This is a genomic window from Chlorogloeopsis sp. ULAP01, assembly GCF_030381805.1.
Lineage (GTDB): Bacteria > Cyanobacteriota > Cyanobacteriia > Cyanobacteriales > Nostocaceae > Chlorogloeopsis.
In genome coordinates, this window is the sequence record NZ_JAUDRH010000002.1 from 561,012 (window position 1) to 586,625 (window position 25,614).

23 protein-coding genes and 3 pseudogenes are annotated in these 25,614 nt (G+C 40.4%); 11 read left to right on the plus strand and 15 right to left on the minus strand.

Annotated features, from left to right (window positions below; translation table 11 throughout):
* Positions 1–126 precede the first annotated feature (126 nt).
* Positions 127–606 (minus strand): Spy/CpxP family protein refolding chaperone, encoded by a 480-nt coding sequence (locus QUB80_RS06145; RefSeq protein WP_289788596.1) that lies wholly within the window; start codon positions 604–606, stop codon positions 127–129.
* A 225-nt stretch (positions 607–831) separates the two neighbouring features.
* Here QUB80_RS06145 and QUB80_RS06150 point away from each other — a divergent pair, with 225 nt between their 5' ends.
* Positions 832–2,061, plus strand: a complete 1,230-nt coding sequence (locus QUB80_RS06150) for a sensor histidine kinase (protein WP_289788597.1) — start codon at positions 832–834, stop codon at positions 2,059–2,061.
* A complete protein-coding gene (locus tag QUB80_RS06155) occupies positions 2,036–2,695 on the plus strand; it encodes a response regulator (protein WP_289788598.1) in 660 nt (219 codons plus the stop codon). Before QUB80_RS06150 ends, QUB80_RS06155 begins: the two co-directional genes overlap by 26 nt.
* A 13-nt stretch (positions 2,696–2,708) precedes the next feature.
* Here the strand turns inward: QUB80_RS06155 and QUB80_RS06160 are convergent, their stop codons facing one another.
* Together QUB80_RS06160 and QUB80_RS06165 are read right to left on the minus strand one after the other, a co-directional pair.
* Positions 2,709–3,026, minus strand: a complete 318-nt coding sequence (locus QUB80_RS06160) for a hypothetical protein (RefSeq protein ID WP_289788599.1) — start codon at positions 3,024–3,026, stop codon at positions 2,709–2,711.
* 22 nt (positions 3,027–3,048) lie between these two features.
* On the minus strand, positions 3,049–3,474 hold the full coding sequence (locus tag QUB80_RS06165; RefSeq protein WP_289788600.1) for a nucleoside deaminase: 426 nt from the start codon (positions 3,472–3,474) through the stop codon (positions 3,049–3,051).
* A gap of 93 nt (positions 3,475–3,567) precedes the next feature.
* Between QUB80_RS06165 and QUB80_RS06170 the strand changes: the two genes are divergently transcribed.
* The 4 genes from QUB80_RS06170 (at position 3,568) to QUB80_RS06185 (ending at position 7,520) form a co-directional block, all read left to right on the plus strand.
* Entirely contained in the window at positions 3,568–4,341 is a 774-nt protein-coding gene (locus tag QUB80_RS06170; protein WP_289788601.1) for an ion transporter, read from the plus strand.
* A gap of 84 nt (positions 4,342–4,425) precedes the next feature.
* Positions 4,426–5,100 (plus strand): OmpA family protein, encoded by a 675-nt coding sequence (locus QUB80_RS06175; protein ID WP_289788602.1) that lies wholly within the window; start codon positions 4,426–4,428, stop codon positions 5,098–5,100.
* 195 nt (positions 5,101–5,295) lie between these two features.
* On the plus strand, positions 5,296–6,876 hold the full coding sequence (locus QUB80_RS06180) for a DUF1565 domain-containing protein (RefSeq protein WP_289788603.1): 1,581 nt from the start codon (positions 5,296–5,298) through the stop codon (positions 6,874–6,876).
* 422 nt (positions 6,877–7,298) lie between these two features.
* A complete protein-coding gene (locus QUB80_RS06185) occupies positions 7,299–7,520 on the plus strand; it encodes a hypothetical protein (RefSeq protein WP_016878964.1) in 222 nt (73 codons plus the stop codon).
* Between the two features lie 4 nt (positions 7,521–7,524).
* Here the strand turns inward: QUB80_RS06185 and QUB80_RS06190 are convergent, their stop codons facing one another.
* Positions 7,525–7,698 (minus strand): hypothetical protein, encoded by a 174-nt coding sequence (locus QUB80_RS06190; RefSeq protein WP_289788604.1) that lies wholly within the window; start codon positions 7,696–7,698, stop codon positions 7,525–7,527.
* Here QUB80_RS06190 and QUB80_RS06195 point away from each other — a divergent pair.
* Both QUB80_RS06195 and QUB80_RS06200 read left to right on the plus strand, forming a co-directional pair.
* Positions 7,691–8,971 (plus strand): LbetaH domain-containing protein, encoded by a 1,281-nt coding sequence (locus tag QUB80_RS06195; protein WP_289788605.1) that lies wholly within the window; start codon positions 7,691–7,693, stop codon positions 8,969–8,971. The two genes, QUB80_RS06190 and QUB80_RS06195, sit on opposite strands and share 8 nt — an antisense overlap.
* Positions 8,972–8,992: 21 nt before the next feature.
* On the plus strand, positions 8,993–9,577 hold the full coding sequence (locus QUB80_RS06200) for a hypothetical protein (protein ID WP_289788606.1): 585 nt from the start codon (positions 8,993–8,995) through the stop codon (positions 9,575–9,577).
* 207 nt (positions 9,578–9,784) lie between these two features.
* On the opposite strand, the pseudogene QUB80_RS06205 reads toward QUB80_RS06200, so the two are convergent.
* Both QUB80_RS06205 and QUB80_RS06210 read right to left on the minus strand, forming a co-directional pair.
* Positions 9,785–10,195: pseudogene (locus QUB80_RS06205) on the minus strand (type II toxin-antitoxin system VapC family toxin).
* 14 nt (positions 10,196–10,209) lie between these two features.
* A pseudogene (locus QUB80_RS06210) lies at positions 10,210–10,494 on the minus strand (hypothetical protein).
* 278 nt (positions 10,495–10,772) lie between these two features.
* Between QUB80_RS06210 and QUB80_RS06215 the strand changes: the two are divergent.
* The gene (locus tag QUB80_RS06215) at positions 10,773–12,497 is read left to right on the plus strand and encodes a SulP family inorganic anion transporter (protein WP_289788607.1); all 1,725 of its coding nucleotides are present in this window, start codon (positions 10,773–10,775) and stop codon (positions 12,495–12,497) included.
* On the plus strand, positions 12,484–13,173 hold the full coding sequence (locus QUB80_RS06220) for a DUF1345 domain-containing protein (RefSeq protein WP_289788608.1): 690 nt from the start codon (positions 12,484–12,486) through the stop codon (positions 13,171–13,173). The genes QUB80_RS06215 and QUB80_RS06220 overlap by 14 nt, the downstream gene beginning before the upstream one ends.
* A 123-nt stretch (positions 13,174–13,296) precedes the next feature.
* On the opposite strand, the pseudogene QUB80_RS06225 reads toward QUB80_RS06220, so the two are convergent.
* The 5 genes and pseudogenes from QUB80_RS06225 to acpP all read right to left on the minus strand — a co-directional run bounded on the left by QUB80_RS06225 (position 13,297) and on the right by acpP (position 18,165).
* Positions 13,297–13,707, minus strand: a pseudogene (locus QUB80_RS06225) (type II toxin-antitoxin system VapC family toxin).
* Between the two features lie 6 nt (positions 13,708–13,713).
* A complete protein-coding gene (locus tag QUB80_RS06230) occupies positions 13,714–14,007 on the minus strand; it encodes a hypothetical protein (RefSeq protein ID WP_289788609.1) in 294 nt (97 codons plus the stop codon).
* A gap of 193 nt (positions 14,008–14,200) precedes the next feature.
* Positions 14,201–16,213, minus strand: a complete 2,013-nt coding sequence (tkt, locus tag QUB80_RS06235) for a transketolase (RefSeq protein WP_289788610.1) — start codon at positions 16,211–16,213, stop codon at positions 14,201–14,203.
* Between the two features lie 293 nt (positions 16,214–16,506).
* On the minus strand, positions 16,507–17,757 hold the full coding sequence (gene fabF, locus QUB80_RS06240; protein WP_289788611.1) for a beta-ketoacyl-ACP synthase II: 1,251 nt from the start codon (positions 17,755–17,757) through the stop codon (positions 16,507–16,509).
* A 156-nt stretch (positions 17,758–17,913) separates the two neighbouring features.
* The gene (acpP, locus tag QUB80_RS06245) at positions 17,914–18,165 is read right to left on the minus strand and encodes an acyl carrier protein (protein ID WP_289788612.1); all 252 of its coding nucleotides are present in this window, start codon (positions 18,163–18,165) and stop codon (positions 17,914–17,916) included.
* A gap of 343 nt (positions 18,166–18,508) precedes the next feature.
* Between acpP and QUB80_RS06250 the strand changes: the two genes are divergently transcribed.
* Positions 18,509–19,426 carry a CoB--CoM heterodisulfide reductase iron-sulfur subunit B family protein gene (locus tag QUB80_RS06250; RefSeq protein ID WP_289788613.1) on the plus strand — a complete coding sequence of 306 codons (918 nt, stop codon included), beginning with the start codon at positions 18,509–18,511 and terminating at the stop codon, positions 19,424–19,426.
* Positions 19,427–19,493: 67 nt separating this feature from the next.
* On the opposite strand, the gene QUB80_RS06255 is transcribed toward QUB80_RS06250, so the two are convergent.
* The 4 genes from QUB80_RS06255 to mltA all read right to left on the minus strand — a co-directional run bounded on the left by QUB80_RS06255 (position 19,494) and on the right by mltA (position 25,614).
* Positions 19,494–21,884 carry a hypothetical protein gene (locus tag QUB80_RS06255; RefSeq protein WP_289788614.1) on the minus strand — a complete coding sequence of 797 codons (2,391 nt, stop codon included), beginning with the start codon at positions 21,882–21,884 and terminating at the stop codon, positions 19,494–19,496.
* Between the two features lie 267 nt (positions 21,885–22,151).
* Positions 22,152–22,631 carry an Hsp20/alpha crystallin family protein gene (locus tag QUB80_RS06260; RefSeq protein ID WP_289788615.1) on the minus strand — a complete coding sequence of 160 codons (480 nt, stop codon included), beginning with the start codon at positions 22,629–22,631 and terminating at the stop codon, positions 22,152–22,154.
* Between the two features lie 299 nt (positions 22,632–22,930).
* Entirely contained in the window at positions 22,931–23,977 is a 1,047-nt protein-coding gene (lpxD, locus tag QUB80_RS06265; protein WP_289788616.1) for a UDP-3-O-(3-hydroxymyristoyl)glucosamine N-acyltransferase, read from the minus strand.
* Positions 23,978–24,363: 386 nt separating this feature from the next.
* Complete coding sequence (gene mltA / locus QUB80_RS06270) at positions 24,364–25,614, minus strand: murein transglycosylase A (protein ID WP_289788617.1); 1,251 nt, start codon at positions 25,612–25,614, stop codon at positions 24,364–24,366.

Genomic DNA, 25,614 nt, shown 5'->3' on the forward strand with positions numbered 1-25,614 from the left:
CTTACCCTTTATCCTTTACCTATTTTCTGCAAGAAGCTTTAAAATTTGGAACAGATATTATTAAATACACATATCTATTCCAGTTACATTGTTTCAATAATTTGAAGAACCCTTGGCGTGAAGCGATTAGGGATTGGAATTGTTATTTTGTTGACGGCGCGATCGCATATTTTGCCTATTTTGCCGGAACTCCTCTAATCTCTGTCTTTGCTCAGAAGTTAAGAGAGCTTCCATCTTAGATTTCTGTGTTTGCATGATTTGCCGCATTTGGTTTTTCTGTGCATCAGTAAGATTTAGATTCCGCCATACTTGACGCTTTCCTTGACGGTTTTGTCTGGCAGTTTGCAGTTGTTCTCGCTGTTGTGGGGTAAGAATTCCCTCCATTTGAGCTTGAGTCTCGCGGCGAATTTCTGCCATTTGAGCTTTTTGTGCATCTGTTAATCCTAAGCGATTAAATTTGCCCTCACCTTTGCGTGGAACTTGTGTTGGGGTTTGTGCTATTTGCATGGATGAGGAAGAAATTGTTTCTGCTTTGACTGCAAAAGGTATGGCAGTTAAACTCAAGGCAAAAGCACTAGCAATTAGTGATAATCTTTTAAGTTGCATTTAGGTTCCCCTGTGTTTTTAATTTCTTCTCTCCATCCTAGAGATAGATGCATACTATGCACATGAGTATAAAGTCATGTATGCATCCATGACTGAAGTCATGTTTTTAATATGAGACTTGTAAACAGTTTTAAACTTAGTTTAAATTTAAAATTTAAGTAGTGAAAAATTTTAAAATAAGTTTAGTTTACAAGCACAAATAATTTAATAGGCAGGTATATTTCTGTGAGTCGTCCTATTTCAATTTTTAATCATCCCTTTCGTTTTTTACTTTATTTAGAATGGATACTACTGAGTTTTGCTGCTTTGAGCGCTGTAATACCGCCTCCTTTTCGGCGTTTACCTACCAGATTCACCGAACTCACAATTTGTTCTCTAATTATTTTTGGTTTAATGGGCTTAAGATTGCCCCAAAGAAATCAATTTGTTAAAGTTATTTACACAGCAATAGAAATATTTTTAATAGTTATTACTAGTTTTTTTGGTGGAATTACATCTAGAATTTTTCCATTTTTATACTTAATTTTAGTAACTCGAAGTTGCTTAATTTTCCAAATACAAGGTCGTTTGGTAATTACTGCTTTATCTTTTATTTTTTTCTTGCTGGCATTAAGACGAAGATTTGACCGCATTCCCTCATCACCAACCGAACAAGAACGATTTTTATTTTTCAGTTTTAATTTCGCGGTCATGTTCGGATTATCTTTAATATTTGTATTGCTATTAATGAATACTGTCTTATCTGAACGAAAAAGCCGAGAAGAACTAGCAATTGCTAATGACAAACTTCGTCAGTATGCTTTACGAATTGAAAGCCAAGCTACTTTAGAAGAACGTAATCGCATTGCTCGTGAAATCCATGACTCATTGGGACATTCTCTCACAGCTTTAAATCTGCAATTAGAAACAGCCTTAAAACTTTGGCAATCCCAACCAGAAAAAGCTCAAACTTTTCTAACAAGAGCAAAAGAACTCGCTTCCAAATCACTACAAGATGTGCGGCAGTCTGTTTCTGCAATACGTTCTCATCCTTTGCAAGAACAATCTCTAGAGCAGGCAATAGCAGGACTTGCAGAAAATATGCAGCGTGCAATTGGAGTTTCTCCAAATTGTAAAATTGACTTGGTTTTCCCCATCTCCTCTGAGATTACTACTCCTATTTACCGAATTATTCAAGAGTCTTTCACAAATATTTGCAAACATTCTCAAGCTACAGAAGTTACACTGGAACTAACAACGACAAATACAAATTTACACTTGATAATTAAAAATAATGGCAAAGGTTTTGATTTAGGACAAAATACAACTGGTTTTGGACTGAAAAGTATGCGCGATCGCACATTAGCATTAGGAGGAAAATTTAATATCAATAGTACTCCTGAAAATGGTTGCCAAATTATAGTTGATATTCCCTTAATGAGTGGAAAAAATGATAAAAGTGCTGCTAGTAGATGATCAACATTTAATTCGTCAGGGATTAAAAACTTTACTAGAACTCGAAGCAGATTTAGAAATCGTTGGGGAAGCAGAAAATGGAGAAAGCGCTCTGAAGTTAATTGCAGAAGTACATCCAGATGTAGTACTGATGGATATTAGAATGCCTGTTATGGATGGGGTAGCAACAACGCGAGAAATTCAGAGGCTTTTTTCTGGTATCAAAGTTTTGGTGTTAACTACTTTTGATGATGACGAATATGTCACAGCAGCCCTACAAAATGGAGCAATGGGCTATTTGCTTAAAGATACTCCTTCAGAAGAATTAGCTTTTGCAATCCGTGCAGTTTTTAAAGGATATACTCAACTAGGGCCAGGAATAGTAAAAAAGCTTTTAACTCACTTTTCATCAAATGGAGTAATTGACTCACCGCCCCCACCTAGTTTGGCTGAACTCACTCCCAGAGAAAAAGAGGTTTTACGGTTAATTGCTATTGGCGCTACGAATAAAGAAATAGCTCAACGACTTTATATTTCTGAAGGAACTGTCAAAAATCACGTGACGAATATTTTGAATCGTTTAAATTTACGCGATCGCACCCAAGCAGCAATTTTTGCTAATTCGTTTTTATCCTATTTAGAAAACTCTAATTAAACTTCGCTATTGGCTATTTTTGTCTCAAAGTTGACATAACTTGTAGAGTTACATCCTTACCACCTCTGAAATTAGTAAAAATAGACTGGATTGTGTAGATGATACCCCACGGTATTCCCCACCAACCTAAAAATACTGAAATTAACGTATATTTAATGCTTTTTATCAAAGCTACTTCACCATATTTAATAAAGTAAATATTGGAACTCCGTTTAAAAGTTAAAATTACTATAGAAAAGCAGTAAAGGAAAACAACAAATTTAGCACCTTTAGAGAGCTCCTGATAAACTTCTTCTACGCTCATTCCTTCTAAGCCAATTATTTTCGTCATTTACCTCTCACTTTTTTTACACCTAAGTAAATAACTTCAAGCAATCTTCTCTCAAAACTCCTTTGACAACTTTAATTTCTTTAAAGGATTTAGCAATTACTTCCTCGCAAGATATAGTAATTTGAGATTGATTAACTGAAATTAAATCCTCAATGGAAGCACCATAAACTATTTTTGATATACCTGCCCAAATACAAGCAGTTGCACACATCGGGCATGGTTCACCTGTTGTATATATTGTGTAACCCTCTAAATTAGGAGTTTTCAGTTTACCTGTCAAACTTCTAATCGCGTTTATTTCTGCATGAGCTGATGGGTCGCTGTCTCTTTTGACAGTATTATATGCTACAGCAACTACTATATCATCTTTGCTAATTACCGCACCATAAGGAGCATCTCCTTTTTTAGCTTCTTCTAAAGCCAGGTGCATAAAATCTTCTGGAGTCATAAGATAATAAAGATTGAAAGTGTATAAGTATTAAGATTATTGTATTTTAAATCTAATCTCTGCGAATGCATTGAAAAAGAACAGGTATTAAATATGCTACTTCTCAGGGAAAAAACGGCATTTTACTTAAAAGATTTAGAAACACCAGTAGGTAAAACGATTAATTTAACGATTGCGGGGCTGGTTTTACTGTCATCAATAATTTTTGTAGCAGAAACATATCAAATTCCTGATACTGTCAGATTTAACTTAAATACAATAGATACTATAATTTTGATTATTTTTGCACTAGAATATTTCCTCAGATTATGGAGTTCAGATAATAAAATAAAATATATATTTAGTTTTTATGGTTTGATAGACTTAATGGCAATTGCGCCATATTTTTTTGGAGTGATCGATATTAGTTTCATTCGTTTATTACGGTGGTTTAGAATCTTGCGTTTGCTAAGGTTTATCGATAGAAAATTTTTGTTTGGAATCAGCAGTGATGATGGAGTTATTTTTGCCAGGATATTATTTACTTTATTCGCAATTATATTTGTATATTCTGGCTTGATTTATCAAGTTGAACATCCAGTCAATCCAAAAGTTTTCGTTACTTTTTTGGATGCTTTTTATTTTTCAATTGTAACAATGACGACAGTAGGGTTTGGCGATGTTACTCCTGTTTCAGAATTAGGACGCTTACTAACAGTTTTAATGATTCTGACAGGTATTGCGTTAATTCCTTGGCAAGTAGGTGATTTGATTAAACGATTAGTCAAAACTGCCAATCAGGTAGAAACTGTCTGTCTTGGATGTGGTTTGGCTTTCCACGATGCAGATGCCAAATTTTGCAAGATTTGTGGTACAAAGTTGAATTAGTAATGGGCTAAGTGACAAAAATACCATTTCTTGGTAATAATTTTTTATGACTTTAGTGAGAGATGCTGTTTGCTAATTGAGTGTATGTTGGACAAGAAAAGCCAGAATTCATCTACCCGTAAAATGCACTCATTCCGTTTTCTCCTCTACTTACTGGCTGTTACTTTCATAAGTGTTGGTTATAATTTTATACTTCGTGCAACGGCAAAGTCAGAAGATGACTTAAAAAATGTTCAACTATCTGCCACTAAGATTCGGGAATTTAAGATTTCACAAGTGCCTACTCCTAGTGTTCAATTTCCTAAGAACATATTCCTCAAAGTTAAACTTTCAGAAATTGGATGTGAGAAAATTCAAGTTCAGGAAAATGAGTATTTAACAATCATCACCCTGCCAGCTGATCTTGTATTTAACTCTGATGAAAATAAAATTCGTCCACAAGCAGAGAAAACACTGCGTCAAGTTAGTCAGGCAATAAATAATCGCTATCCAGATACGTGGTTGCAAATTTTAGGACATACTGACTCTATAGGCAGTAGAATCGAGAATCTCAAGTTATCAGAACAGCGTGTCACGGCATTACAACAGTGGTTAAGTCAAAAAGGTGGTGTCAAAATTTCCTTAATGACAAAGGAAGGTTACGGCGAAACTCAGCCTATTGCACCTAATACTAAATCTGATGGTTCTGATAACCCAAAAGGACGGCAAAAAAACCGTCGCATAGAAATTGTGGTTCAAAAGCAAGCAAATCAAGTTTAACTGGTACAAACAGACTAGGAAGCAGGGAAAAGAGATTTGCGTAAATTCGTTATCGGATGAATTACACCGACGTCTGAGTACTAAAACGACAGAGAAAGGCTAGATTACAGAAATTTTTCAGTAATTTAAGGAATCCTTCGCTACCAAATCGGAGTGTTAGCGGTAGGATGTCTATGTCTTTTTTACAGTATAAATATGTCTGAAACTATTTACGTAAATCCAGGGATTGGTAATGATACTGCTGTTGGTAGCCAACAAGCACCTTTAAAAACTATTACGCAAGCTCTTAAAAAAGCTACCTCCGGTACGCAAATTCAATTAGCAGATGGTACTTATAATGCTGTCAGTGGTGAAGTATTTCCCTTATCAGTTCCCGGTGGAGTCTCCATCATAGGTAATGAAGCAAATAAGGGTAGCGGTATATTTATTGAAGGCAGTGGCGAATACCTCAGCCGTACTTTCGCCCGTCAAAATGTCACATTTGTGTTTGCCAACGGTTCCCAACTCCAGGGAGTGACGGTAACAAATTCAGCTATCCGTGGTAGTGGCGTCTGGATAGAATCAACTAGCCCTACTGTTGCAAATTGTACTTTTAGGCAGTGCAAACGAGAAGGGGTTTTTGTCACTGGTGAAGCTAATCCAGTTATCCGCGATAATCAATTTACGGAAAACGTTGCCAATGGTATGGCGATCGCCAAGAATGCCCAAGGCGAAATTAGAGGTAATACTTGCTTCAACACGGGTTTTGGTATTGCTATTAGTGATAGTGCTTCCCCGAAACTTACAGACAACAAAATTTACGAAAATCGTTCTGGGATTGTCATTTCTGGTGATGCCCGCCCGGTGTTGCGAAATAATATATGCGAAAAAAATATTCAAGATGGTTTGACAGTAATTGTGAATGCATTACCAGATATTGGTAGTACTAATAACCCAGGGGGTAATATCTTCCGTAATAATGGTCAATTTGATATTCAAAATGCTACATCAAATAAGTTGGTTTCTGTTGGAAATCAAATAGATCCTGCAAAAGTCAAAGGTAGTATTGAGTTTGCTGATAATCAAGTTCCTACTCCCATCCCAACTCCTTCACCAAATCCTACACCCACGCCGTTACCCAACCCCACTCCTTCACCAGTTCCGACACCAGAACCAGAACCAATACCTGAACCTACACCCATACCAATACCCAGCGTTAGTGAATTAACTGATATTAAAGGTCATTGGGCTGCTGCTTTTATTCAGGAATTAGTCAAATTAGATATTATTAAAGGTTTTCCTGATCGCACATTTAAACCCGATGCAACAATGACACGGGCGCAATATGCGGCATTACTGGTAAAAGCTTTCAATCCAGCAGCCAAAAGGCAAGTAATCAAATTCAAGGATGTAGCGGAGAATTTCTGGGCATATAAGGTAATTGAGCAAGCATATCAAGGACAATTCCTTTCTGGTTATCCTGATAACACTTTTCACCCCAACGAAAACATTCAACGCGTGCAAGTCATTGTTTCTCTAGTAAATGGATTGGGGCTAACTACTAGTGCTAATAAAGTCATAAAACTCTACGACGATCAGGCGAAAATTCCTAACTATGCCAAGGATGAAGTAGCTACTGCCACTCAAAAACAGATAATTGTCAACTATCCAAAACTTAACCTACTCAACCCCACCCGCGAAGCTACACGCGCAGAGGTGGCAGCGATGGTGTATCAAGCATTAGTTGCTGCTAATCGTGTAGCAGCGATAGATTTACCTTATATTGTGGCTGCTTAATTTTTAATATTTGTTGGGTGGGCAGCTTGCCTGCCCTATATGCGATCGCAAAGCAGAATAACATCAGCTATCTGTGTTGATTATCTTCTACAAACTGCTATTTGAAATAAAGCAAAAAGAAGCATCCCTCCTAAGATAGATAATTTTTTGTGGCAAATCCTTAAGTTAACTACGAAGTTTTAAATCCTAAATTAACTAACAGTTTTATCACCAACATAATTTTTATAAATATCAAAAGCTCTAGTATAAAGCAGCAAATAATCATATAATGAAATGTTAGTTGATGCTTGTAGTAATTATTACTGCATTTATTTAGATTTACGGTTTTTAAGTGAGGTAGATTAAAAAGTTTAAGCTTTTCCTTTAACTTTTCGGTTTACCTTGTCAAAGAAACTTGGCGAACTATTAGGTATCAAAGAATAATGTTTAAACGTCGCACAATACTAGCTGGTCTAACTGTGCTTGGCTTAACATTGGCCGTTAGTACACAAGTCTACGGACAATCCACTAGCGGGCCAGAAGCTTGGGAGAATGTCTATAACGAGGCGGTTGCTGGGGCAACAACGACAATTACAGCTTCGATTTTAAACATAGTATTTAACCTGCTAACATTCCTTAACTTGGCAGGTTTTTGGGGCGGTTAACCCTCTATCTCATACTCAAACAGAGAAAGAGTCTAAATAGGACTTCTGCAATTTGATTTTTTGATAATTCCTGCGCCTGCGATCGCGATCGCTTGACTATATCTCTAACTTCAATGGCGCAGATTATCCCATAGCCAAATATTCCATAACCCGTGAGGAGTTTTCTTTCTATGTTCAAACCTCGCGCAATTTTTAGCGCCTTAGCTGCAATTATCCTAGCGCTTGTCATAGGTACACAGATATATAAACAACCCGCCGTTGCTTCTGGAGGGGTGTGTAATCCAACTGTGGCTAACCTTCCTATATGTCCAAGTACAGCACCGTCAGAGACAGCTAGTTTCATCGATCCAACTGCAACAATCACCAATCCAACAAATATTAGCTTGGGCGAAAAAGTCTATGTTGCACCATTTGCCGAGTTAAATGCTAGTAATGCCCCCATTAGCATCGCAGCAGATTCTAACGTCCAAGAGCAAGTCAAAATTACAGCTTCGGGAACGGGAGTGGAGATTGGCCCGCGAGTGATTATGGCACACATGGCTACCATCAAAGGTGCAGCCAAAATCGGTACTCAAGGCTCAACCGGGCCTTTTACCGACCCGATTACCAATACTCAGTTCAACAACGATATTCCAGAGACTTTTCTTGCCTTCAACTGTGAAGTAGACGGTGCAACTATAGAAAGAAACACGGTAGTCAACTTTCTCTCGCGGGTTGGCCCTGGCGTTACCTTACCTGCTGGTAAAGTTGTCCTGCCAGGTAAAAACGTCACAACTAACTTAGAAGCTACTAGCGGCACTTTGGGAAAGGTGGCAAACCTGACACAAGCCGACGTTGCATTGATGGAAGGCGTCATTGAAGTCAATCAGGCATTTGCCAAAGGTTACACAGAATTGGCCAGAGCAGACTTGTCAAACGTACAAGGGATAAATTACGCTCCAGTCACATCTTTTAACTCCGGAGGTTTGCCGCAGATAGGTGGGAATGTCACTCGCGATCCAAACTTTCGTAACCGCATCATCGGCAATATCATTCTGCAAGATTCTTTAGCAACGCTCTCCAACAAAATAGGTAATAGAATTTCGCTACGTGCTGATGAGGGTCAACCTTTTAATGTCGGGACAATTGCTGGTATGGCAAACGATGTTGTCTTTCACGCTTTAGCAACAACTAGCTTGACTCTTGGTAATAATATTGGCTATGGGCCTCGTGTTCTAATTCATGGTGGTAGACAAGTTGTCAATGGTGTTGCTAATGGCCCTGAAACCAGAATAGATGATTCCGTAGGGCTAGGGCCGAACTCTGTCATCTTCCGCTCAGTCCTTGGCACCAGATCGGCAGTTGGGCGAAAAAGCGCAGTCTTCAATTCCACACTGGCTCCCAGAACGGCGATCGGTTCTCGAACAATCTATGCCGACAACGGCAACATCATTTTACCTGTGGAGTGGTAAGCAATTAACTTTTGCATAATTATGAATCTGAAAATCTTGTCGCTAGTGCAATTACAATGCCTACGATTGGTTCTGCTGTTCACTTTGATATTCGTACTGATACTAAGTGTTGATGGCGGTTCATCTATAGCCGCACAGAAGGTTGGTCAACCAGGATTTATAGACCCCGTCAATACTGACATCACCTCCAATCAACCTCAGGTAGTACAACCTCCAGTCATCGGACTTGTTTCTACATTGTCGGATGAGGTCGAGGAATTACCAGCACAGTTAATTCGCTGGTCAACCTACTGGCAACTTTGCTGGCAACCATATCCCGAAGCTAAAGAATACGAACTGCAAGCAGTGCTTATGCAAGGTAAGTCTCCTAAGTTGCAACGTCAAAGCGATCGCTGCTTTCGTATACAAGCTGCATCTAATGAAAACCAAAAATCACAAGGATTACTCAACCGTGAACTAATCTTGTTGATGCATAAGATTCAGCTTGGTTATCGAGTGCGAGCTGTCTTAGATAACAACCGCGTCAGTGAATGGTCTCAAGTAATGGCAGTCGGTGCAACTACTGTCTCTGAATCGAATGGTATTAAGATAAGTGCAAATCCCTGATATTACTGACTTTAGAATGTAGGGCTTAGGAAATTAAAAACAAGACAGTTCTGTTTCTTTTGTCACAAGTTGAGGCTCTTTGGCAGTGATTGTCAAAGAGCTTTTAGAAGAAACTTAAAGGCGGCACACCAGCCGCTATAAATGTGGGGTTTGGAGAGCGTTTGAAGAGCGATCGCCTGGCGAAAGCTTATCCATAATCAAAGAATTTTAAGATTCAGCTTGCAACCAATTCTCTATGCTAATACCATCAACTCTCTGCATATCAAAATCATTGGAAACAAGAATCAAGCCGCATATAATTGCTGTCGCTGCTATCAAAATATCCGCATCTTCTAAAGATATACCTCTCTTTTTTAAAGAAACTTGAATTTCACACGCTTTCTCTATAATTTATATATCATCTAAAAATAAAACTCCATATTTTCGGATAAACTGGTTAAATTCAGCTAGTTGCCTCGTTGCATTTACAGCTAATAGTCCTCGTTTAACTTCATAATATGTGATGCAACTGATAAATACTTCTTCACCCCGAATATTAGCCTCCCGTAATTTGTTATCTACTGTGAGATTTCGCTTCAAAATATAACTAACGATATTAGTATCTAGAAGATAAGTCACACTCTCTATTTCCCTTATACAGCAGCATCAAAGATTGCTAACTGTTCGGGCGATAAATCATTTAACGTTCCCGAAACAGCCTCTAATACAAGAATCTTATCAATTCTGCGTGTTAATTGATTCTCAGGAATCGCCCCCATTTCTTCAGGAGAAAACTTACCAAACAGGTTTACCAACATTTCTATCATTTCCTGCTTGTCTAATTTCACCTAGTACAGACTATTAGTTTGAAACAAATTTTCTACAATTGGCGATATGCAGTTAATAAGTTCTTGATTGTAACTAGTAACTTCTTGCATAACTTTCCCCCAGCTTTTAATATATTGCACCAATTATAAATAATCTCCTAAACCTTTTAGGTTAATCTCAACACTCGTCTGCGTTGACAAAATTATTTTCGCGTTAGCTTTATAAGCTTCTGTAGATCAGAGCGCAATTTTTATTGACTTGAGCGAGGCTTATTGTTTGCTCCCTATTAGATTAAGATTTAGTTAATTCTGTTAAAAATAGGTAATTTTAATCTTAAGCTTCAGTTAATTTTACTAAAATGAGGTGAATTTCATCTCATCTTTAAGCCATGTTGCAGAAAAGTATTCACGTGATTGGGCGCTACATTCCCATTCTGCAATGGTTATCTCACTATCGACTGTCTTGGCTGCGTCAAGATTTTATGGCTGGGTTGACTGTCTGGGCGGTAATGGTTCCTACTGCGCTTGCCTATACAGGAATTGCTGGCGTTCCCCCTGCTGTAGGATTGTACACTGTGCCACTAAGTCTCCTAGCTTATGCTTTTTTTGGTACCTCTCGCGCCTTAGTTGTCGGCCCGGATTCAGCAACCGCCTTGCTGTCAGCTCATACTATAGTAATGTTTGCTACTCCAGACTCGTCAGAGTACCTTGCCCTGACGTCTTTACTTGCCTTTTTGGTAAGTCTACTTTTGATTGGATTCGGACTGCTACGTATGGGATGGGTAGCTAATTTCATTTCCCAGCCAGTCATGCAGGGCTTTGTTCAAGGGCTAGCACTTGTAACATTAATGACGCAACTGCCCAAGCTGTTCGGAGTTAAAGAGGTTAGTGGCAACTTTTTTGAGAGATTGGACGCGCTTTTTTCAGAATTGCCTCACACCCATCTCACAACCTTGGTGATGGGACTAGTTAGCCTGTTGCTTTTGTTTGCTCTCAGCCAATGGTTTCCTCGATTGCCAGCAGCTTTCTTGACTATTTTAATAGCTGTTTTAGTAGTTTCCTTATTCGGCTTACAACATAGTGGTATTGTCCTTGTTGGCAATATTAAAGCAGGATTGCCTCCCATCGGACTGCCGAAGATAAATTCGCAACACCTCAGCTTGTTGTTGCAAGGAGCCTTAGCGATCGTACTCCTAGATTATACGGAGTCTCTGGCGGCTGCTGAAACGGCTGCTCAAAAAACGGGTGGGCATATCGATCATAACCAAGAAGCGATCGCTCTAGGGATGGCTAATTTAGGAGCAAGTGTGAGTTCTGGCTTTGTGGTAGCTGGCAGCCTTTCTCAATCAGCAGTAAGTATGGTGGCTGGTGGCAAGACTCAGATAGCATCAATTTTTCAAGCCGCTTTGGTGCTGCTGACTTTACTGTTTTTGATGCCCTTATTTAGTAACCTTCCTTTGGCTGTACTGGGTGCGATCGTGGTTAAGGCTATGCTTACCATGCTTAATCCGATTTACTTCAGGCAACTATGGAGCATTGATCGCACAGAATTTTGTTTGGCATTAGCCGCTTGCTTGGGCGAACTTGCTTTCGGAATCCTACCAGGTATCGGTTTGGGAGTACTCTTATCACTCATCGTGCTAATTTATCGCACCAGCCATCCACAGACAGCAGTTCTCGGCAAGCTTCCCAATCAATCGGGAACTTATCGAGATATTGTCTTGCACCGGGAGGCAGTAACTGTACCAGGGCTGTTGATCTATCGTTTTGATGCAATATTATTCTTTGCCAACGCCAGCTTTTTCGCCCAAGATCTGAAACGCCGAATCAAGAACTCCAAACAGCCAGTACAGGAAGTACTGGTAGACGCACAGACGATTAACTCAGTCGACATAACAGCAGCGCAGATGTTAGTCAAATTACACGATCAATTAAAAGCACAGAATATCTCTCTGTCTTTAGCTGGCGTGAAAGATCCTGTATGGGAAATGATGCGCTCGACAGGAGTGGAAAAAGCGATCAGCCGAGAAAACTTTTTTGAGTCAATTACTGAAGGAGTAAACGCCTTTCTCAAGCAACAAACAATAACTGAAAAGTCAAGTGAAAAAGCTTAGAAGCAAACTCTACCGTTTCGTGTGGAATATACATGATGGCAAGAGGGCTGTCTTGTGTGGCAGCCTCGGTGTTTTGACTGCCATTTTAGTTCGACGCTTAGGCTGGGAAATAGCCAGTATTCTCGGTTGGATATGCTGCGTAGGCAGTTATCTATTGCTACTTGGCATTGTTATTGTCAGTGCTGACGGGCCAAAAACTCAACAACGGGTTTCCAAAGATAACCCAAATACGCTTTTGTTACTGATTCTACTAATTGTAACTACCTTTATAAGTAACATTTTTGTGGGCATTATTCTCACATCTGTAGGCAATCGTACTCAAGGTCACACCCAAATTCTGATTGTACTTAGCGCGATCGCTGTACTTTTGTCTTGGTGTTTGTTGCACACTTCTTTTGGACAGCAATACGCGCGGATCTACTATGACGTAGTAGATGATAGTGAGCAGGCATCTTCCGGCAAACTGCGTAGGGGTTTAGCTTTTCCAGGAACAGAACAGCCAGCCTATCTAGATTTTCTTTACGTATCCTTTACAATTGCCTTAACTTATGCAGTTAGCGATGTCGATATTGAATCTGAATACTTACGGCGAATAGTTCTTGTCCACAGTTTAGTATCTTTCTTCTTCTACTCAATTATTCTAGGAAGCGTTCTTAACGCTATTGTCACTTCTTGAGTTGAGGTTTAGCGATCGCTTACCAAAGCAAATAAGACTTTATGCTTTTATCAATACCATAAAGAATGTAATGTGAAATAATAAATTTTCCTTGGGTGAGAGGTCATCCATAATAAAAGAATTTTAAGAATTAGTTTGCAGCCAGTTTTCTAAATTGACTCCTTGAACTCTCAACAAATCAGAATCGTCTGAAACTAGAATTAAGCCCTGTGCGATCGCTGTAGCTGCTATTAATATATCTGCCTCTTGTATTAGTGTACCTTTTCGCTTTAAATCTGCATGAATTTCGCAGGCTTTTTCTATAATTTCTAAATCATCCAAAAATAAAATTCTGTATATTCGACATAGTTCATTGAAGTCAGACAGTTGCTTGGTAGCCTTTGCATAAAGAAGTCCTCTTTTTGATTCATAGTAGGCTATACAGCTTATAAATACATCTTATCCTAGAAAACGCACCTCTTCTAGCTTGTTATTTATCTTTTGATTCCTCTTTAATATAGCCGTTAATATATTCGTATCAAGGAGATACCCCATTTATATTTATCTTTCTTCTACTGCTGCATTAAACATCTCCATTTGCTCTGGGGTTAAATCGTTTAATGTCCCAGAAACTGCCTCTATGACCAAAATACTGTCAATTCTATGTTTTAAGTCATTGTCAGGAATAGCTTTGATATAGTCTGGGGAAAATTTATCCAATAACCTAACTAAAAGTTGAATCATTTCCTCTTTGTTTAATCTCTCCTGATAGAGGCTATTACCTTTAATTAAATTATCGATAATTTCTGAGATGCGTACCACTGCCGCATCTCTTCCGCTAGAAACTTCTTGCATATTCCCTTGCCTCCACACATAAGTTTAATTTTGCCTAACCACTTATCTTATTTATTAACTTTAACAGTTCCTCCTCTTTCTTTGCGTCCTATCCTTACGGGAAGCTGCTGCTCTGTCTAACGCGTCTTGGCAGTTAATTCCATAAAAAAAGGTGGGCATATCACCCACCCTCAAAATAATTATTCTGTTGCTATTAACCCAACAATTTCTTAGCCTGAGCTAACACATTATCAACGCTAAAGCCAAATTTCTCCATACAGACACCACCAGGAGCCGAAGCACCGAAGCGATCAATACTAACAGTATCGCCTTCGGTGCCAACATACTTGTGCCAGCCAAAGCTAGTGCCAGCTTCTACAGCCAAACGCTTGATGACAGCTTTTGGTAGCACAGACTCTCTATAAGCTGCATCTTGAGCTTCAAACAAATCCCAAGAGGGTAGCGAGACAACACGGACTTTCTTGCCTTCGGTAGTGAGTTTCTCGGCTGCGGTTATACACAGGCTTAATTCTGAACCAGTACCAATCAAGATCAAATCTGGCGTACCTTGAGAATCCACTACAATGTATCCACCCTTTGTTACGCCCTCAATCGATGTACCTGCCAGGTTGGGAACATTTTGGCGGGTGAACGCCAATAGAGTAGGAAAGTCTTGCTTTGCCCTTTCAATTGCCACTTTGTAAGCGCCAGAGGTTTCGTTGCCGTCGGCGGGGCGAATTACTGTTAGCTTCGGAATAGCTCGCAAGGAAGCCAGAGTTTCAATCGGTTGGTGCGTTGGCCCGTCTTCACCTTGTCCAATCGAGTCGTGAGTCATGACCCAAATCACGCCAGCGTTAGACAGAGCAGATAAGCGGATGGAAGCACGCATATAGTCTGTGAAAATCAGGAAGGTTGCGCCGTAGGGAATTAATCCCGAACCATGCAGCGCTATACCGTTGCAGATTGCGCCCATACCATGTTCCCGCACACCAAAGTGGATGTTTGGGTTTTGGTATTGCCCTTGTTGAAAGTCGCCCTTACCCTTGAGTTCAGTGAGGTTTGAGTGGGTTAAGTCAGCCGAACCACCAATTAACTCAGGTAAAACTGTTGCCAATTTATTGAGGCAGGTTTCCGAGTGTTTGCGGGTGGCTACTCCTTTGTCTTCGGGAGTGTAGGTGGGTAGTACCTTATCCCAACCATCGGGAAGTTTGCCACTGATGTAACGTTCAAATTCGGCTGCTTCTTGGGGATACTTGGCTTTGTAGGTTTCCAAGTCTTGCTTCCATTCAGCTTCGTAGCCTGCACCGCGCTCAACTGCTTTACGCGTGTGGTTGAGAGCATTTTCTGGGACGACAAAAGGTTCATATGTCCACTCTAGGTTGTTGCGGGTAGCAGTCACTTCATCTGTTCCCAAAGCCGCACCGTGAACACCGGCTGTATTGGCTTTGTTGGGAGAACCGTAACCGATGGTAGTTGTTACCTTGATCAGTGAAGGCTTGTCAGTGACAGCTTTTGCTGCTTCAATTGCTTTAGCTATTCCTGCTAAATCGGTATTGCCATCTTTTACGTGCAACACATGCCAACCGTATGCTTCAAACCGTTTGGAAACATCTTCGGTGAAGGCAATATCTGTAGAACCGTCGATGGAAATGTGATTGTCGTCGTACAGGGCAATGAGCTTACCCAACCCCAAGTGTCCTGCCAGGGAACAAGCTTCACCAGATACACCTTCCATGTTGCAACCATCACCCAGAATTACGTAGGTGTAGTGGTCAACAATTTTGGCATCGGGTTTGTTGAACTTTGCGGCTAGATGCGCTTCAGCTATTGCTAAACCGACTCCGTTAGCAATTCCTTGCCCTAAGGGGCCTGTAGTAACTTCTACACCAGCAGTCATGAAGTTTTCTGGGTGTCCGGGGGTTTTGGATTCCCACTGACGAAATTGCTTAATGTCCTCAATGGTCACACTGTCGTAACCAAACAGGTAGAGCAGGGCATACTGCAACATTGAGCCATGCCCGGCAGACAGGACAAAGCGATCGCGGTTAAACCATTTAGGATTCTTGGGGTTAAACCGTAAAAAGCGATCCCAGAGTACAAATGCCATTGGTGCTCCGCCCATCGGCAGTCCTGGGTGACCAGACTTTGCCTTTTCTACGGCATCAATTGCCAAGAAGCGAATCGAGTTAATACAAAGTTCTTCAAGGGTTTGGGTTGCAACAGCCATAATAAGATTGTTGTTAACGACGGGTTAGCACTCTTTTGTAGCTCTCCACTGTTGGGGATATTTTATTTCCCCAAGACAGTATCTTCATCATCCCATTGGTGCTTGTTGACAAACAAGCTGTAGTATCGAGGATTTTTGATTTGGGATTTTAGATTATCTTATGAAAGATCGTCCTAAATATCAGTTGCTAAAGGGACTTACTTATGCAATTAAGCTGTCCTTCAAGCTACTTTTTACGTTATTTACGATCTCCAGAGTTTTAGCATCAAATCCAAAATCACCAATTTCCAACCCTAGACGTACTTCTTAAAGACTAGCGTGACATTGTGACCGCCAAAACCAAAAGAATTGGATAATGCCACATCTAGACGTGCAGCCCGACTCACATGAGGAACATAATCTAAATCGCACTCAGGATCGGGGTTTTCTAAGTTGATTGTTGGTGGAATGCGATCATTGGCGATCGCCATTACTGTTGCCACTGCTTCAATACCGCCAGAGCCGCCCAACAAGTGACCAGTCATAGATTTTGTGGAACTGATCGCCACTTTATAAGCATGCTCGCCCAAGGCTTTTTTCATGGCAGCAGTTTCTGTGGTATCATTAGCCGGAGTGCTTGTGCCGTGAGCATTTATATAGCTTATCTGCTCAGGGGTTATGCCTGCATCCTTAAGTGCCAACCGTATAGCTCTGGTTGCTCCTTCTCCACCAGGTACAGGGGAGGTAATGTGGTAAGCGTCACAGGTCATTGCGTAGCCGACAATTTCTGCATAAATCCTCGCGCCACGACTTTTCGCGTGTTCCAGTTCTTCGAGGATTAAAATGCCCGCGCCTTCACCCATCACAAATCCATCACGAGCTTGATCAAATGGACGGCAAGCATGGGTGGGGTCATCATTACGAAAAGAAAGGGCTTTACACGCAGCAAATCCAGCTACAGACAACGGTGTAATTGCCGCCTCGGTGCCTCCGCAGATCATTGCTTGAGCATATCCACTTTGAATCAAGCGGAAAGCATCTCCAATAGCATTAGAACCAGCAGCGCAGGCTGTCACAGCACAAGAGTTAGGGCCTTTTGCGCCAGTGTGAATTGCTGTTAACCCTGCTGCCATATTGGCAATCATCATGGGAATCATAAAAGGGCTACAGCGATCCGGGCCTCGATTTAGGTAAATAGTTTGCTGGTCTTCCATTACCTTAATGCCACCAACGCCAGAACCGATCATGACACCCACTTGTTCTGCGTTCAAATCGTTGATAACTAATCGTGCATCTGCTAAAGCTTGTTTTGCAGCTGAAACAGCAAACTGCGTAAATCGATCCATGCGCTTGGCTTCTTTACGTTCCAAGTAATCATGCGGATCGTAGTTTTTTACCTCACCAGCAATGCGGCAATCATGGCGAGACGCATCAAATAGGGTAATTTCGCCAATACCATTACGCCCGCTTACCAATCCTTCCCAATACTCGGCTGGTGTATTACCAATTGGTGTAATCGCGCCAACACCAGTGACAACAACGCGTTTACGTATAAAATCAGTCATTTCTCAGTTACAGGTGGCTCTTCCTTGATGCAGGCAGGATAAAACAGGGACTAGGGATTAGGTACTAGAGACTAGGGGCTAGGGACTAGGAAAGTATTTTCTCAATACCCAGTACCCAATACCCAATACCTAGTACCCAGTACCCAATACCCAATGCTAGGCGGATGCAGCAACTTTGTCGTTGATGTAATCAACAGCCTCTTGAACTGTAGTAATTTTTTCTGCGGCTTCATCGGGAATTTCGATATCAAATTCTTCTTCTAAAGCCATTACCAGTTCTACAGTATCCAAAGAATCGGCTCCCAAGTCGTTGGCAAAGCTAGCTTGTGGGGTGACTTTGTCGGCCTCAACACTTAGCTGTTCGGAGACGATTTTCTTAACCTTTTCAAAAATTTCCGCTTGGCTCATAGAGTAAATTCCTCAACCAGTTGCTAAATCCGCTCTGTTATGGGGGACATGATTTTGAGCATATTTATCTTATCGGAAAGCGCGATCGCCCGTATACTACTAAGGGATTTTCTTTGAGAAAATCTTTCTCGTGTTTCTGTTAGAAACAAAGCTACTGCTCAAGCGCTGGGGCAGTAGGACACGCTAAGTGTCGTATCTACGGTTTAAACAGTTCTGTTTTGCAATTCTTACTAAATTTTTTTAAGAATATACACTCTACAATCCACTGTCTTGCGATCGTTACTAACAAGCGATGATAAAAAAGTTATCGTATAAGTCTATGACCTCATAATTATCAATTTCTATGCTATCCCATACGTTAAAGTACGCTTACTACCCTGGCTGTGTTGCTCAAGGAGCTTGCCGGGAACTTCATCAGTCAACTGTTGCCCTTACTAAAGCATTGGGTATTGAACTAATTGAACTCAAAAAAGCAGCTTGCTGTGGTTCCGGCACGTTTAAAGAAGATTCTCAATTATTAGAAGATACTGTTAATGCTCGAAATATTGCTTTGGCAGAACAATTAAATTTACCTTTACTAACTCATTGCAGCACTTGTCAAGGTGTAATTGGTCATGTCGATGAACAATTAAAAGAATGCCAGAAAACAAACCCTGCTTATGTAGAACAGGTTAATAGCTTGCTGAAAAAAGAAGGCTGTTCGCCTTATCGAGGAACAGTTGAAGTAAAACATATCCTTTATGCCTTAATAAAAGATTATGGTTTAGAAGAAATTGAACGAAGAGTTACCCATAAATTAACCGGATTAAAGTGTGCTGCCTTCTATGGCTGTTATCTGCTCCGTGCTCAAAAATCTATGCCCTATGACGATCCTTTTCAGCCAGAGGGGATGGAAAATGTATTTCGGGCATTGGGAGCAACACCAATTTATTACAGAGGTCGTACACAATGTTGTGGTTGGCCTATTTCTAGCTACGCTACCACTCAATCTTTTAAAATGGCAGGGATGCATATTAGAGAAGCTTTGGCAGCTGGTGCTGATTGTATAGTCACTCCTTGCCCTCTGTGTCACCTGAACCTAGATTCTCGCCAACCAGAGGTAGAAAAAGTGATTGAGCAGAAACTCGGTTTACCAGTGTTGCATTTACCCCAATTAATTGCTCTAGCAGTCGGAATTAGTCCAAAAGAATTGGGATTAGAAAGGCATATTGTTTCTACTAAGCCTGTGTTGGAGAAATTGGGGATTTTGGTTAGTAGATAGTAGATACTAGTTATTACTCAAAAATTAACCATTAACCATTAGTCATTAAACACTATCCACTAACCTTTCACTGTTGATTTAAAGGCTCTTCTATTGTTGTTACTGTCACATCTGGAATCGAAAATTTGGTTTCACTTTTTGGTGTTGGTGGTTGATTAAATAGCTCTTGTGTTGGCACTGTTACATCTAGATTAGGAGATGTAATTTCTGCTTTTGGTATCGCCGTTGCTGTTGGTAGCGGTGTGATAATTGACGAAGATGGAATTTGTGAAGTTGACGGTTCGGGTGTTGGTGTAAAAGTTGGTATGGGAAGGGTTTCAGGGGTTGGAGACTCAAATAGAGGAGGAGATATTGGTGTTGGAGTAGGTGTAGTTTCTGGTGTTGGGGTTGGTATAGAAAGAGGTGTAGCTTCTGGTGTTGGTGTAGAAGTCGGTGTCGGTGAAGATGTTGGCTGTGGTGCAGACTTTCCCTCTGTGTTGGAGTTTTGGTTTCTACCAGTAACTGGTTCGGGGAATACTGGAGATATTACCGGATCTATAATCGGTGTGTTTTCGGGTAAGGGTGACAGCGTTGCGGTAGGCACAGAAGTAGGTTGAGTAATTACTGAGGGTGTCTGAGTTGCCCTGGAAGTGGGTTTAGTTATGGGTGCTGGCTTAATAGTTGCCTTTGGCTCACTAGTGGAGGGTTTAGTAGGTGAGGGTGTGAAACGATGCCAGTTAAACAAAATCAATAATCCGCCTGAGGCTAAAATTCCAGTGGCAATCATTCTTTTAGGTGAGAGTAAAAAATTTGCATTATGAGGTTTGCCTACAGGTGAAGTATTTTTCGTTACTATAGACATTCGAGTTAATGCTGGTGGCAAAGTGGATGACTGGGAATTAGTATCCTTTCTAACCTGTTGATTGTGATTTGAATTAGTATCTGCACTACTATTTTGAAAATTTTGAGGTGGCAAAGTAGATACATTTGAGGAAAGAAAATTTAAATTGTGGCGAGTTGCTGTTGCAGCTGTCTTGTCACTTAAAGATAATCTTATTTCTAGTGCTTTTGTGAGATAGTCTGCTGCGACGGCATTTTCTTCTAAACACAGGGTACGAGTCCCCAGCTGATGAAGTATCCAAGCTTCTGAAGCTCGATCTCCTCTAGCTTGAGATGCTTGCAATCCTCGCTGCAAAACTTGCTCCCATAAACTCCATTGCTTGTTTAAGGCAAGCGAGCTTTCTATTACTTTTACCAAACGCAATACATCCTGCCAACGACTGGCTTTAACTGCTACTTCTATTACTTGTGTGATCGCATCAATTTCTGTACCTAATATTTTTGGTTGTCGATAATACTTTTGTGCCCAATTTGTAAAATAGGTAATGACGCTTTCTAAAACTGCTTTCAGCTTCCATGCTGGCGGTAAAACTTCTGCAATTATCTTATTTAGAGTGTAGCGATTTTCTTGATGGCGAAGAAGATGAAGGCGACATAAGTTCTCCAACATATTAGGAGTTTTAGGCTGTTGTGTGATAGCTATAATCTGTTCGGCTGACAACCCTGCATCACCCATTACAGCTAATAAATCCAAAATGCTTCTTTGCCTACCTGTGAGCGACTCTAGGATTTGTTGGATTAGGTATTTTTCTGGCTCGGAAGTTGGCAGTTGGCTGACAATATCGACAAGCGATCGCCCATCTTCCAACATATAAGCGATCGCCAAGCGCAGATATATAGGATGTCCCTGCATAATTTTACACAATGATATTGCCGCAGGTCTTTCCTCAATTGTCAGTGAGCTTTGGAGTTCCTCTTCCACTAAAACCAGAGCATCCTGGATAGAAAGCCCAGAAAGCTCGATAGAACGTCCTTGTTTGTGAAGGTGCTTTTTTGAGGAAGCGAAAACAAATGTACATTTACTTAAAGCATTTCTTAATTCTGTTACTTCCTCTGTGGTGAGATTATTCTCATTCAATACAATTAACGCGCTTTTATTTTGAATTTGTTGTCGAATTTGCTTATTAGTAGGTTTATAAGGAATATGACTTTGATAAAAAACTTCCCAAATAGATTGAAGGAAATCGTCTACGTAGGGGTGAATAGGAGATAAATATATAACGCCGTCAACAAAACTAGAGCTAGCTTGTAATTTGTGAGCTAAGTAAAGTAATAATTCTGTCTGATCAAAACCTATAGGAGTGCAAAATTCTACTGATTGTCTAGATTGTAAAGCCGCAAGCGCTTCTTGAAGTAAGTCTTGATACTCTAATCGCTGCTTATATGGAGGATGTCGTATTAACGCTGGTGTGGAATTTTGTGGCAAAATAGGCTGCTTTTGTATAGTCGCTGCATTTGCGATCGCACCGTAACTTGAGCCAACCTGGATAACGTAATTGCCAACTGCTAGCTTACCAATCATTTCTATCTGTATTTTTTCTATAAAATTGCTATCTGGTATAAATTTTTCTCTAGTCATGCAGTTAGTTTTTCCTTGATTGACTACAGTTTTTTATGATAATTGATATCGATTTTACATTCATTTTTTATTCAACGAAAATTTTAAGTATTATCACCCAAATATTTTAATTAAATAAGTCAAAATAGTTATCAATAATAGTGTAAAAAATAGACAAAAAAGAGTGGATATTATCCACTCACTTAGTATCTTTTATGGTAATAGATTAATTTGTTACATATTACATCATTCAATGGTGTAATTTATCACCTATCGCATTGTGGAGATTTAAACCACTTGAACAGTTTCTGAACTGGGAAGTGACGTTTTGTCATTTTCTAAATTAATTTTCACCACCCTCTTTTTAGCTTCTTCTGCCTTTGGTAGCGTTAAGTTCAAAATACCATTCTTGAACTCTGCTTGGACTTGATCGTTCTTGATCGGTATGGGTAGAGGTATTGTGCGTTGGAAATTACCGTAGCGAAACTCGGAGCGGAAATATCCACGCTCTTCTATTTTGCTTTCGTGCCGGGTTTCACCAGCAATATATACAGATTCTCTTGCTACTTGAACGTCCAAATCTTTACCTTCTACACCTGGAATTTCAACCCGCAAAATTAGATTATCCTCTGTATCTTCTAACTCAATTGCAGGTGTCCAAGTTGTCATAAACTCACGATTAACTCCAGCCAATTCGTCAAACATCCGATCCATTTGACGACGAATAGTTTCCATTTCTTGGAATGGTTGCCAACGTATGAGTGCCATAACAGATTTAACCTCCCTTACAACAGTGTTACAACTGAATTCAAGGTCAATTAAAAAATGTTTCCTGGTACTTTAACTAACTCTCAATTTTGTGTTTTTTGAGGCATTTCTTTAGTTGCCTTTATCTTTATATTGGCTGAAAACAGAAATGTAATTAGTGAGGAAAACCCTACCTATTTTAGTCGTACTTTCCAGATAAATCTCCAAAATTAAAAGTCACTAGCCAATAAGTTACAAAGGAACATCAGCTTTTAAATCTAGAGCTACCTCATATGAACTAATGACTAATGACTAATTTTTTACTTTTGTCCGATTTGTCTTTGCAGTTGTTTCAAAGATTGATAAATATTTGGTAGGCGACTTAAAACAGCAGACACCTTCAGATATTGTTTGTGAGGTAGGGCAGGAGTTCCAGAGACAATTTCTCTAGGTGGAACATCACTGTGAATTCCGGCTTTAGCCGATGCGATCGCACCATCGCCAATTTTTACCTGATTGGCAATTCCTACTTGCCCAGCTAAAATAACGCGATTTCCAACTTTGACGCCTCCTGCCATTCCAGATTGCCCTGCTAACGCACAACCAGCACCAATTTGACAACCATGACCGATTTGTACCAAATTATCAATAATTGTATGGCGGCCTATCCGTGTTTCTCCGACAGCAGGACGATCAACAGCGCTGTTACAGCCAATAACTACTCCATCTTCTAGGACAGTGTAACCTGATTGTTCCATTTTTAGCCAACCTGTGGCAGTAGGCACAAAGCCAAAGCCTTCAGCACCAATAACTGCGCCGCTATGAATTTCGCAATCTGCACCAATGAGAGTGCGCTCGTGGATAGTACAGTTGGCGTGTAAAGTAGTGCGATCACCAATCTTCACATCAGGATAAATGACAACGTTAGCGTGAATGCACGCTCCATTGCCAATTTCTACTCCTTGATGAATCACCACATGAGGCCCGATGTAAACTTCGCTGCCAATCTTTGCTGTAGAATGAATTACCGCAGTAGAATGATTTTCTGGAGCTGGACGCCAAGGTTGATAGAATAATTTCAGTACTTTAGCAAACAACAGTCTTGGCTCAGGAGTAGCGATCCAGGCAATATCACGTTCTTGTGCTTGTGTCTGCAATGTTTCATCTACGGGCAAAATTAAAGCACTCGCGCTTGTGTTGCCTACCATAGCAGAAAATTTTGCCCCTTCAATGTAGCTAAGGGTACCGCTTGTCGCCTCATCAATTGCTGCTAGTGCTGTTATTTCCGGATTATACTCTTTTTTGATACTAAGGCTATTAACGGCAGCAGCATCTCCAAGTTTTTCTAAAATTTCACTGAATTTCATTGTCTTAAGCAGTCCTTTATATTAGCTACGATAATGTCGCTCTTTCTGAGGTTGATGTTATCAGAGGTATTGTATAAATCTTTTCTACATCAATCTATGTTCTGTAAAATATTGCTACTTAATACCTTCTAAACATAAAGGATAGGCTAATGCTGTGGTAGAAGTTGGGCAAAATTGCTGTAGTAATTGTTTTGTCACAAGCAATTGAAGCTTGATTTGCCTCAAATAGCAAACAGCAAGATGATAAAATCTAAATTATTGTGCAAGTTCTAGTCAAATTTCATCGTTAAAAGTTAGAACTCAAACATTGGTAGGGGTGTAGATGCACTCGCAGCTTCTGTGTTATTACTGCCAAACAGCCCCTACTATAGTTATCTAATCTAACTTTATTCCCTCAATAGCAAGTAATATAAACTTCCACTACCGCCTGTTATCCCAGCGCGATCACCTGCTAATTCACCAGTTCCCATAAAATAATCTACCCGTCCTGGCCCTTTGATAGCACTGCCAGTATCTTGATCTAAGACGAAGCGACTGACTCGACGTAAAACCAGCTTGCCACGACTGGCTGGATAGGGAAATGAAGCATTAATTATCGCTAGTGCTCCTGGCGGCATGAGAGATTTATCTGTAGCAATAGAACGATCTGGTGTCACGGGTACGCCAATACTTCCAGTAGCTGCACTGCCACTAGTTTCTTTGAAAAAAACAAAACGTTCCCAACGGGGTAAATAATTATTTAACTCCTTCGGATATTGACGGAAGTACTGAATTACTTTGGGTAATGTCAAACCTTCTAAAGCTACTTTGCCATCTTTAGCCAATTCTCTGCCAATACTAGTCCAAGGGTAATCAGTGCCTCCTGCGTAACCAACAGAGGTTCTGGTACCGTCAGTTAATTTCAGTTGAGCAGAACCTTGAATATGTACTAGATAAGCATCCAAACGATTACGGAACCAAAATAACTCTAAACCACGTAACGGACTTTTTTCGCCCAGCAAACCATCCTTTCCTTCTAAATCTAATCGTTTGGGGTGTGGTTTAGCCCATTGCTCGAAGTTTACCGGGAGCCGATAAAGAGGATACTTATATACTGAGGTACGAGTGCGACTGGCAGTATATACAGGTTCGTAATAGGCAGTAAACTTCACAGTACCGTTGCCATCGTTGCCGACTGATTTGTAAAAGACAAACTCTCGACGCACAGCCGCCTGTAATTGTGCTGGTGATTTAGAGCTAACTACTAACTGACGAAAACGTTGTAAACTGCGACGAACACGAGCTAGAGAAATTTCTGGAATGGGATAATTCTGGTACGCTGTGATCGCCCCCTTTGTGTTTAGGAAACGCAAGCTATGATCGATAGCTGTTAATAGAGCTTTGCGATCACCCTGTCTGCCCATTCCCTGCCAAATTTGTTCATCCCATCCCAAGCACAAGTGACTGGGTACACAATCTGTTCCTAGAGTGATCGGCTTGAGTGGCGGCGTTACTTCTGGGATGCTTGGTACTTGTAGTGGAACTTGTTCAGGATTTTTGGGTAATGGTAGGCTAAGGGGTTGAGCCAAAGCAGAGTAAACAGGATTGACAAAGGAAATTCCCAGGCTCAAAGAAAGCACAGCAAGCGTTTTTCTCAT